This is a genomic window from Phocaeicola sp. (assembly GCF_048170425.1).
Taxonomy (GTDB): Bacteria; Bacteroidota; Bacteroidia; order Bacteroidales; family Bacteroidaceae; genus Phocaeicola.
This window is the reverse complement of sequence record NZ_DBEXBB010000272.1, coordinates 1-8916: the sequence shown is the minus strand read 5'-3', so window position 1 is coordinate 8916 and position 8916 is coordinate 1. Positions and strand designations below refer to the sequence as shown.

Here is an 8916-nt window from a genome sequence, read left to right as displayed (position 1 = left end):
TTCAACGCTTGCGTATATTTTTCGGTCTTACAAAGACGAAATAGTTGTCCATTATTTTTAATAAGCAAGGGAGTACGAAATCCATAATCAGGTAACATCACGGCACAACATGAACGTCTGATTTTACACTCTTCGCACTCTTCATCCAGAACAAGTTTAACCAACTTTCCTTTATCTTGGTACCTTGCTTCTATTCCTTTAAAGTATACATCATTATTTATCCAATACTTATCCTTAGAAGAAGTCAAAAGAAAATTCTCTAATGAACTCAATTTCTGTCTAGTGAGGTTTACTGAAAGGTACGTGAGATCATGATAATCAAAAGATTGCTTATGACGTACATAATCATCAAAACAAAAAACAATAAGATACTTCTGGTTCTCTTTTGTCGTAGCAATCACATCCGGCTGTCTGTCTTCACGTTCAAAACGGAAATCTATTTTCACATCAACAAATTCTATGTCTGTTTCTTTATAAATTCCATAATAAGATGGCACATGAATCCGTTTCTGTGTTTCTATAATCTGTTCTGCTAATTTAAGTAATGTCACTCTATAACATATCTCAAGATTTGCTCCCCTACCATGGCTTAAATGAGCAAAACCATGTGCATTTATATCCCCTTGTCTCGCAACTAATTGCTCATGACAATTTGGACAAATACATCCACAACGTTTACCATTAGGGACAGTATCTACATGTACCATTTTTCCTTCGGCATTTTCGGCCCAAGAAAAGACTTCCTCATAATACATAGCTATTGCTCGTTTATTAAGTTTTATTTAATTCCCCACCACATACACCGGCTGATACTTCGTCCCCGCATTCTTCAACACACCTTCCTTCACCAGTTCCCGAATCACCCGCGTAGACTTCGACGAATTAAACCCGGTGAGCCGTTCAAAATCGCGGCGTTGCAGGAAAGAATGCGTCTTGAAATACTCTGCTAACTTCTGCTTCACCTCTTCCTCGTCCAGCTTGGCAGAATGATGCGCCTCGTCCACCTTGTGCTCCAGATACACACTCTGGAAACGGTCAATCAAGTCTTTGTCGGGTGTAAACTTGATGCTTCTCACCTGTACGTCGTCATCCTTTATATACTTCGGATTGATGTCCGGCGTACATTTCAGGCTCAGACTGAAATAGCCGATTCCTTCCAGATGCACCGCATATCCGTTGCTCAGGTTCTCATAAAGCTCATCGTTCAGGGCCGTGATGACGGCTGCCACATCGGCCGGAGAGGCGGTACATTTCTTGCGTATCGCTTCACGGATTTCACGGGTGGTCACCACGTCTTTGGTAATCACTTTTGCATGCAACTTCGGTACGGAAACTCCCTCCTTTACCGGATTCTCAAACAGGTCAAATTTTATAGCCATAATCGTTTTAGTTATATTGTAATTATACTTCTTTCAAAACCCTTATACAAAAATACCTCGACACGTAGCTGTCAAGGTCGCGACACGAACGTGACGAGACATCAGCACGAACGTGTCAAGACCTCGTCACGTACGTGTCGAGGTAAATTTAACTCAATTTTTAAGAAAAAGCAAGAAGATGCCTGACTATATTTAAAAATGAATACATAAGTATCCGTTTTTAAGCCGGACAACATCTTGCGACAAATAAATTATCATTACCTTTACAAAAAGATAAGAATCAAACAATCATGGACGTCCTCTCCAAAGACCAGCGGCACAAAAACATGGCTGCCATTCATTCGGCCAACACCAAGCCGGAAATGATAGTCAGGAAGTATCTGTTTGCTCACGGATTCAGATACCGCCTGAACCATCCGCGTCTGCCGGGGCGTCCGGACATTGTGCTGCGGAAATACCGCACCTGCATCTTTATCAACGGCTGTTTCTGGCATGGTCATGAGGGTTGCAAATATTACGTCATTCCCAAATCGAACACGGAGTTCTGGACACGAAAAATCACACGCAACATCGAGCGTGACAAGCGGGTACAGCAGGAACTGGCACGAATGGGGTGGCACTGCATGACGATATGGGAATGTGAACTGAAACCCAAGAAACGGGAACAGACGCTCCTGGCACTGGAATATACGCTCAACCATATTTACCTGAAAGACCACACCGTGAGCTATTCCTTTGACGAAGAAGAGAAACCGCTTATGGCTGCGGAAGAATCAGAAGACACTTATCATACAATAAAAGAGATACAATCCTTTTCACCCATGAATAAAGACACACTTGAATTTGTCACCTATTGTATTGGAAGCCTTTCACGGATTCTCCATTTACCACAACGTGAGGTGTACAACAGGCTAAATCAATCGGGTATATTGTATGAATACATCGTTCCTTCATACGACGTGCTTCATACATTCGGTTCCCGCTACCTGATGGAAGATTTGATTGATTTTATGAAGGAGAAAGGAGTACTCGAAGCGACTTATCACATCCCAAACGATTCTCAAAAATAACCCACACAATATGAACTCATTCATCCCCATCTTTTCAGCCTTCTTCATCCTGCTCGGACTCCTCGTCTGGAGATTCCCCAAACTCATTGCAGGATACAACACCATGACGCCCGAGCAACAGAAAAAAGTCGACGTGAAGGGGCTCAAAGCCTTCATGTGCCGCGTGTTCTGCGCAATCGGCGTACTAGTCTTCGTGAGCTACCTGCTCCTGCGGCTGTTCATGGACGAAGCGTCGGCCATCCACATCAGTTCCATAGTAGTGCCCATAATAGGAGTTATCTATCTGCTGGCCGGTGCCCAACGATACGACCACAACTAACGGGACGCCTGGGCGATAATCTCCTTCACCACCTCTACATCGGCCGGAAGCCATGCCACGCTGTCCATCTCTTCCAGTTTCAGCCAAGCGGCACTCTCATGCTCTTTCAGCACCAGACTGCCGGAAACTACCGTGCAACGATAGCAGTGCATCGTGAGGTGAAACGACGGATACTCACAGTTTACCGTGGTGAGGAAGGCATCCACCCGGATGTCGGTGTCCAACTCCTCGCGGATTTCACGTACCAGGGCCTCTTCCCTGCGCTCGCCCGGCTCTACCTTTCCGCCGGGAAATTCCCAATAGTCCTTGAACTCGCCGTAGCCGCGCTGGGTGGCAAAGTACTTTCCGTCGCGCACCATCACCGCCGCCACTACCTCAATGTGTTTCTTCACTTCGCAGCACTCTCCTTCCCGACGGATGCACCAGAACGGGACGGACTTGGCGTCGGTGAACTCTTTCATCCGCCAGGCTGATTCGAAACCGCTGGCCACGAAGTGCATGGGCACGAACAGGCCGGTACGGAACACGTCAAGGAACTGACGGGCTCCGCGGGTGTAGCCGTTGCCGATGCGCCCGTCTACGGGGAACATCACCACGTCGAAACGGTCGGTGAGCTTGCGGATGTCTTTCAGCTCGCCCAGGAAACGTTTTTCTTCCTTGGCAGGGTCGATGTCGATGCCGAAGTCGGGGCTGTAGATTAGTCCCCCGTGATAGTCGTCGGTCAGGAAGCGGGCGTACCAGTTGTTCAGGTCGCCGGCATGGAAGATACGCTTGCCGTCGGTCTCTATCACCCACGACACGCCGCTGTCATTGCTTCCGGTGGCCGTCACGCGGAGAAGCTCGTCTTCCCACGTGGCACCTTTTCCCAGCCAGGCATCGGCTTCTTCCTTCTGCGCCCGACGGTGTTTCAGGATGTCTTTCGAAAGGATGTAGCGCACGTTCGCTTTCCGGGTCCGCCAGGAGAAGATGTCGCGGTTGAAATGGTCTTCGTGGAAATGGCTGGAGAAGACGTACAGGGGCTTGGGCGACTGCAACAGACGGGGCATCACGCCGGCAGGGTCCATCCAGTAGTCGAACACGAGGATGCAGCGGTCGGTCTCGAGGGCAAAGCCGCTGTGGAAGATATAGGTGAGTTGCATAGGCTGCTTGAATAGTTTGTGCAAAGATAGCGTTTTTGCCGGAGAAACGTGCGGCCCCGGGGGTTAAGGGGCTGTGCCTTCCACTTTATAGCGGATGGAGCGCTCGCTGCGTTGCAGGCAGTCGATAAAGACATCCAGATGGTTGGTGTAGGTCATCAGTTGCCGGATAACCTGCACTTCCTCCTCCGTCCAAGGCTCTCCATGGCGCGGATGCTTTTTCCGGAGTTCCTGCACGGACTCCGATGAAACGTCCTTCGAGATACCCAACCGACGGATTTGCTGCCTGATGTGTTCCAGCGTATCGTCCGTACACGTGTTATAAAAGGGCGACTGGAAAAATCCGGGACAAGGGATGTTTCTCTCTGGCAGATAATAGATGACAGCTTCCACTTCCATGTCTTCCAGTTCTTTCTTCAGTTTTTCGATGTATTCCGTAGCCGCCGGAGCATAAACCTGGATGGAGCATTCGTAGCGGGCATCTCTCTTATTCCGGCTGGCCGAAAGCCAGTTGAACGAGCCTTCCACCAGCAGACAGTCGTCTACCACCAGCGTCTTGTTGTGGATACCTTTCAGGATTCGCAGGCACACATGGTTTTCGACCAGTGCCTGACGACCTTTCACGGCATTTTCCCGTAGCACACCGTTCTTCTTATCCAGGTAATGGTCGGTATAGACCACCACTTCTACTCCACGACCCACGGTTTCCCGGATAAGAGGCAACAGATTGTCGTCCTCAAGGGCACGGATAGAAATGTAAGGCGACACAATCAGCACGCTCTTCCGAGCCGTCTGGAAAGCCTGACGCAAGCAGTCCGTATGGGCTTCAAGGGCAGACAGGCGGTCGACTTCAGCATACCGGCACAAGGGTTCTTCGGCCTGATAGACAAAGTTGGAGGAGATTTCATTCTGCCGACTGTCAAACAACCACTTGGCCAGGTTGCCCGACGGAGTGTCCCGGTCGGGATGGAAAATGTTCATGTTACCGAACACCAGGAAGTGATACTGCGCACGCGACACGGCCACATTGAGCATGTTGTACTTTCCGCCTGCTTCCATGAAATAGGAGGTGTCGCCGGGCGAATTGACAGGCGAGAAGATTACTAACGGATATTGTGCTCCCTGTAGTGAGTGAACCGTACCGACCGTCATCGCTTCAAAGTCTCCTGCTTCCGGCAATTCGGACAGCAAGCTGCGCAACAAGCGTTCCTGTGCCTTGAACGGGGTAACGATGGCAGCTACCTTGCAGATGGGTTTTGCGTATGCTTCCTCCAGATTATCTTTCTCACGGGCCAGCCACTCTACGATAGCGGCGGCTTCAGCTTCATTGAAACGGCTGCCGGTCTTCCCTTTCTGGCTGCATCCGTTCACATGGACATAACCTTTGGAGGGAAGAGCCGCATACTTCGGACGGTCGCCTTTCAGGGGAAGCAGTCGCCCATGGTACACGTAGTCGTTGCAATAGGCAATGATGGAATCCAGGCAACGGCGATGTTCTTTCAGGAAGGCTCCACGTTCGCCGTCTACCTGAAAGCTGCCACTCTTGCGGGCCATTTTCATGATACTTCCGGAAGAGGACAGGAAACCGTGTTCGGACAGGAAACCATACAGCCGGTCTTCGGCCGAAGCAACCACCCCGAAACGCTTGAGGTTGATGAAGGAATATTGTTCGGATACGGGCCAGATGGGTTCTATCTGTTCGATGTCGCCCACGAGGATGGCTTGCCGGGCCAGACTGAACGAGGGTACGGCCAGCTCGGGCGACACCTGTCCTGACTCGTCCACAATCAGCAGGTCGATGGTGTTATAAAGGGGAACAAACGGACTTCCTTCGTGGGTGCAGGTCATATACCGGGGAAGGGAGTGGAACGTGGAGATGAACACCGGCATCACACAGGCCAGACGTCTCAGGCGTTCGAGATAAACCCCACGGTCAGGCCGGCTCAGGTTTCCGGTGCACCGACCCAGACGGCGGATAAACTCGGCTTCCCGATGGTGGATGGCATACCAGAACAGCTGATAACGGTAGCTGATGTCCAGACGCACGGCCATGTCTTCCATGCAGGGCAAGTCCTTGTACTCCTCTCCGGCATCCAGTCTTCAAATGCCAGCGTCACGTGCGGTTCTTTATTTAACGTACTGTTGCTCCATTCGGCATCCAGCAGGCAGTTTTTCCAGTATTTAAGTAGTTTTTTGTCCATAGGTTCACGTTGATGGGCAAAAATAGGCTCATTCTGCCACATTCAAAACAATGCGGCTGCAATAAAAGCGTAATTTTACCTAAAAACCATTGATTGAAGGGAGCAGAAAGGCAATGCCACATATTTTTCTTACCTTTGAAAACTAAAACTAACTCATACATAAGCCATGAACAAAAAAATACTGATTATAGGAGCCAACGGATTTACAGGGCGTCACCTGCTGCACGCTTTTGCCCAAAAGACCGACTGGCAGATTACCGGCTGTTCGCTGCATCCCGACATTTGTCCGCCGGCACACGGCTACCGTTTTATCCAGACGGACATCACCCGTGAAGAAGAGGTAGAGAAACTGATGGAAGAAGTACAACCGGACGTAGTGGTCCATACGGCGGCCATGTCGGCCACAGATTATGCAGAAACGCATCGCGCCGAAGCCGATGCGGTGAACGTGGAGGCAGTGAGATGGCTGGCGCAAAGCTGTGAGAAGCGTCACTGCCGGCTTATCCATCTTTCCACGGACTTCGTATTTGGAGGAGACACCAGCCGGTTGTACACCGAGGAAGACACCCCCTCTCCCGTCAATTACTACGGCCGCACGAAATGGGAAAGCGAGAAGCTGGTGGCTTCTCTTTGCCGGAACTATGCCATTGCACGTATCGTGGTGGTGTATGGCGCTCCTTATCCGGGACAGCACGGAAACATCGTATCGCTGGTCATCAACCGTCTGCAAAACCATCAGGAGATACGGGTGGCAAACGACCAGTGGCGCACACCGACTTACGTGGGAGATGTGGTGCAAGGCATTGAAAAGCTCATCGAACGACCGGTCTGCGGCATTTATCACATCTGTGGCGGAGAATGTATGACCGTGGCCGACATGGCACTACGCACGGCCGACGCACTGGGACTGGACCGTTCGCTCATCCTTCCGGTACACACGGCAGCAATGCAGGAAAAGACACCCCGCCCTCGTTTCAGCGGACTGAGCATTGAAAAGGCCCGGCGGGAACTGGAATACCGTCCGCATACTTTCGAGGAGGGTATCAGAAGCATGCTACAGGACGATTCCTCACGAAAGGGATAGAATGGTTTCCGGAAAATCCGTACTTTTACATTAAAATCTAAAACAAATGGGAAAGAAAGAATACATGCAGGCCAACAAGGACTGGCTGGCCGAAAAGGCAAAAGAAGAGGGAGTGATGCCGCTCCCGAAGGGTATTTACTATAAAGTGCTGGCATCGGGTAAGAACGACGGCAAGCATCCCACCCCGCGGAGCATCGTCACCGCGCACTACACGGGATGGACCATCAACGGCAAGAAGTTTGACAGCAGCCGCAGCGGTGCACCCGTCGCCTTCCGCCTGAGCGACTTGATTGAGGGATGGATTATCGCCATGCAGCAGATGTGCGTGGGCGACAAATGGGAAATATATATCCCGTCGGAAATGGGCTACGGCAAGTTCTCACAGCCCGGCATCCCCGGCGGCTCCACTTTGATTTTTGAGATTGAATTGTTTGGAATAGCCTGAGTGCAGGCTATTCCGAATTATCTTTATCTTACAGCGCAGCCTTCAGAATAGAAAGGATGTCCTGTTCGCTCAGCGGAGCAAAAGTGCCCGGGGCATCCAGTCCCTCATTCACGGCAATGTGGTGTGCCATCTCTTCCAGACGGGAATCGTCGATGCCTACCTCACGCAGGGTCATCGGCATGCCCAGACTCTTGAAGAACTGTGCGGTACGCGCAATGGTCTGCCCGGCAATTTCCGACGGAGCCTGGTTGGCAGCCAGTCCGAACACATTCACACCAAATTTCACGATGCGTTCCTGGGTACGTTCATTGAGCACGTGACGCATCCAGTGCGGTGTGATAATGGCCAGTCCCTCTCCGTGCGTAATGTCATAATATCCCGACAAGGCATGCTCAATGCCATGCATGGGCCAGAGAGAGCCGCCGGTACCGAGGGCCAGCAGCCCGTTGCAGCCAAAGGTGCAGGCATACATGATTTCGGCACGTGCTTCGTAATCGTCCGGTTTCTCCAGTGCAATCGGAGCATATTTCATCAAGGTCTTTACCAGCGTTTCACAGAAACCGTCGGCCACGGAATTGGAAGCATGAGTGAAATACTGTTCCATCACATGATTGATGGCATCGGCCACCCCTGCTGCCGTGTGCTTGGCATTGACCGTGAAGGTATAGGTAGGGTCAAGGAAAGAGCAGGCCGGAAACAGATGCGGGTCGATATAGGCCACCTTGTCGTTGGTCTCTGTGCGGGAGATAACTCCTCCGGCATCGTACTCACTGCCCGTAGCGGCCAGGGTAAGGATGTCCACAATAGGCAGTGCAGCCAGCGTAGGAGCCTTACCGATAATCAGGTCCCAGGTCTCGCCGTCGTATTTGGCACCTCCGGCAATGGCTTTCGAACAGTCGAGTACCGAACCGCCGCCCACAGAAAGAATCACGTCAATCTGCTGTTCCTTGCAGATGCGTACGCCTTCCACTACACTGGTAGAGTATTTGGGGTTCGGCTCGATGCCACCCAGTTCAAAGATTTCAAAGTCTTTCAACAGTTCTTTCACGCGGTCGTACAGGCCGATACGCTTGATGCTTCCGCCACCGTATGTCAACAAGATGCGACGTCCGAACGGGCGCATCACCTCTGGCAGTCCAGCCACTACATCCCGGCCAAAAATCAGACGGGTCGGGGTTTGATAGTCAAAGTTCTTCATTGTTTCTTTTTGTCATTTTAATTATGGATGTGGCAAAAATAAGCAAAAGAAGCCACAAACAATGATACAAATTACCGATGTTTC

The 8916-nt window shown here is 50.8% G+C and carries 9 protein-coding genes and 2 pseudogenes; 5 read left to right on the top strand and 6 right to left on the bottom strand.

Annotation, left to right across the window (positions count from 1 at the left end; genetic code table 11):
* Both ACMJ0U_RS10795 and ACMJ0U_RS10790 read right to left on the bottom strand, forming a co-directional pair.
* Positions 1 to 755 (bottom strand): hypothetical protein (locus ACMJ0U_RS10795; RefSeq protein ID WP_417129920.1); only part of this gene is annotated, 755 nt, incomplete at its 3' end.
* Positions 756 to 782: 27 nt separating this feature from the next.
* On the bottom strand, positions 783 to 1379 hold the full coding sequence (locus tag ACMJ0U_RS10790) for an HU family DNA-binding protein (protein ID WP_417129919.1): 597 nt from the start codon (positions 1377 to 1379) through the stop codon (positions 783 to 785).
* A gap of 290 nt (positions 1380 to 1669) precedes the next feature.
* Here ACMJ0U_RS10790 and ACMJ0U_RS10785 point away from each other — a divergent pair.
* From ACMJ0U_RS10785 to ACMJ0U_RS10775, 3 genes and pseudogenes are all read left to right on the top strand, one after another.
* Positions 1670 to 2167, top strand: a pseudogene (locus ACMJ0U_RS10785) (very short patch repair endonuclease); the annotation flags it as partial.
* Between the two features lie 33 nt (positions 2168 to 2200).
* Positions 2201 to 2449, top strand: coding sequence for a DUF3791 domain-containing protein (locus ACMJ0U_RS10780; protein WP_417129922.1), 249 nt, complete (start codon positions 2201 to 2203; stop codon positions 2447 to 2449).
* Positions 2450 to 2459: 10 nt separating this feature from the next.
* Complete coding sequence (locus ACMJ0U_RS10775) at positions 2460 to 2768, top strand: DUF3784 domain-containing protein (protein ID WP_417129918.1); 309 nt, start codon at positions 2460 to 2462, stop codon at positions 2766 to 2768.
* Here the strand turns inward: ACMJ0U_RS10775 and ACMJ0U_RS10770 are convergent.
* The 3 genes and pseudogenes from ACMJ0U_RS10770 to ACMJ0U_RS10760 all read right to left on the bottom strand — a co-directional run bounded on the left by ACMJ0U_RS10770 (position 2765) and on the right by ACMJ0U_RS10760 (position 5965).
* Entirely contained in the window at positions 2765 to 3139 is a 375-nt protein-coding gene (locus tag ACMJ0U_RS10770) for a (deoxy)nucleoside triphosphate pyrophosphohydrolase (RefSeq protein WP_417129921.1), read from the bottom strand. The genes ACMJ0U_RS10775 and ACMJ0U_RS10770 overlap by 4 nt on opposite strands.
* A 21-nt stretch (positions 3140 to 3160) precedes the next feature.
* Positions 3161 to 3907, bottom strand: a pseudogene (locus tag ACMJ0U_RS10765) (MBL fold metallo-hydrolase); the annotation flags it as partial.
* A 63-nt stretch (positions 3908 to 3970) separates the two neighbouring features.
* Complete coding sequence (locus tag ACMJ0U_RS10760) at positions 3971 to 5965, bottom strand: AAA domain-containing protein (protein WP_417129917.1); 1995 nt, start codon at positions 5963 to 5965, stop codon at positions 3971 to 3973.
* 306 nt (positions 5966 to 6271) lie between these two features.
* Between ACMJ0U_RS10760 and ACMJ0U_RS10755 the strand changes: the two genes are divergently transcribed.
* Both ACMJ0U_RS10755 and ACMJ0U_RS10750 read left to right on the top strand, forming a co-directional pair.
* The gene (locus ACMJ0U_RS10755) at positions 6272 to 7189 is read left to right on the top strand and encodes an SDR family oxidoreductase (protein ID WP_417129916.1); all 918 of its coding nucleotides are present in this window, start codon (positions 6272 to 6274) and stop codon (positions 7187 to 7189) included.
* 46 nt (positions 7190 to 7235) lie between these two features.
* On the top strand, positions 7236 to 7634 hold the full coding sequence (locus ACMJ0U_RS10750) for an FKBP-type peptidyl-prolyl cis-trans isomerase (RefSeq protein ID WP_417129915.1): 399 nt from the start codon (positions 7236 to 7238) through the stop codon (positions 7632 to 7634).
* Between the two features lie 28 nt (positions 7635 to 7662).
* On the opposite strand, the gene ACMJ0U_RS10745 is transcribed toward ACMJ0U_RS10750, so the two are convergent.
* Positions 7663 to 8832 (bottom strand): iron-containing alcohol dehydrogenase, encoded by a 1170-nt coding sequence (locus ACMJ0U_RS10745; protein WP_417129914.1) that lies wholly within the window; start codon positions 8830 to 8832, stop codon positions 7663 to 7665.
* Between the last annotated feature and the right edge of the window lie 84 nt (positions 8833 to 8916).

Excerpts from the sequence above, each read along its gene's own strand:
- ACMJ0U_RS10790 (WP_417129919.1), bottom strand. The coding sequence starts at position 1,379 with ATGGCTATAAAATTTGACCTGTTTGAGAATCCGGTAAAGGAGGGAGTT.
- ACMJ0U_RS10780 (WP_417129922.1), top strand. The coding sequence starts at position 2,201 with ATGAATAAAGACACACTTGAATTTGTCACCTATTGTATTGGAAGCCTT.
- ACMJ0U_RS10775 (WP_417129918.1), top strand. The coding sequence starts at position 2,460 with ATGAACTCATTCATCCCCATCTTTTCAGCCTTCTTCATCCTGCTCGGA.
- ACMJ0U_RS10760 (WP_417129917.1), bottom strand. The coding sequence starts at position 5,965 with ATGGAAGACATGGCCGTGCGTCTGGACATCAGCTACCGTTATCAGCTG.
- ACMJ0U_RS10755 (WP_417129916.1), top strand. The coding sequence starts at position 6,272 with ATGAACAAAAAAATACTGATTATAGGAGCCAACGGATTTACAGGGCGT.
- ACMJ0U_RS10750 (WP_417129915.1), top strand. The coding sequence starts at position 7,236 with ATGGGAAAGAAAGAATACATGCAGGCCAACAAGGACTGGCTGGCCGAA.
- ACMJ0U_RS10745 (WP_417129914.1), bottom strand. The coding sequence starts at position 8,832 with ATGAAGAACTTTGACTATCAAACCCCGACCCGTCTGATTTTTGGCCGG.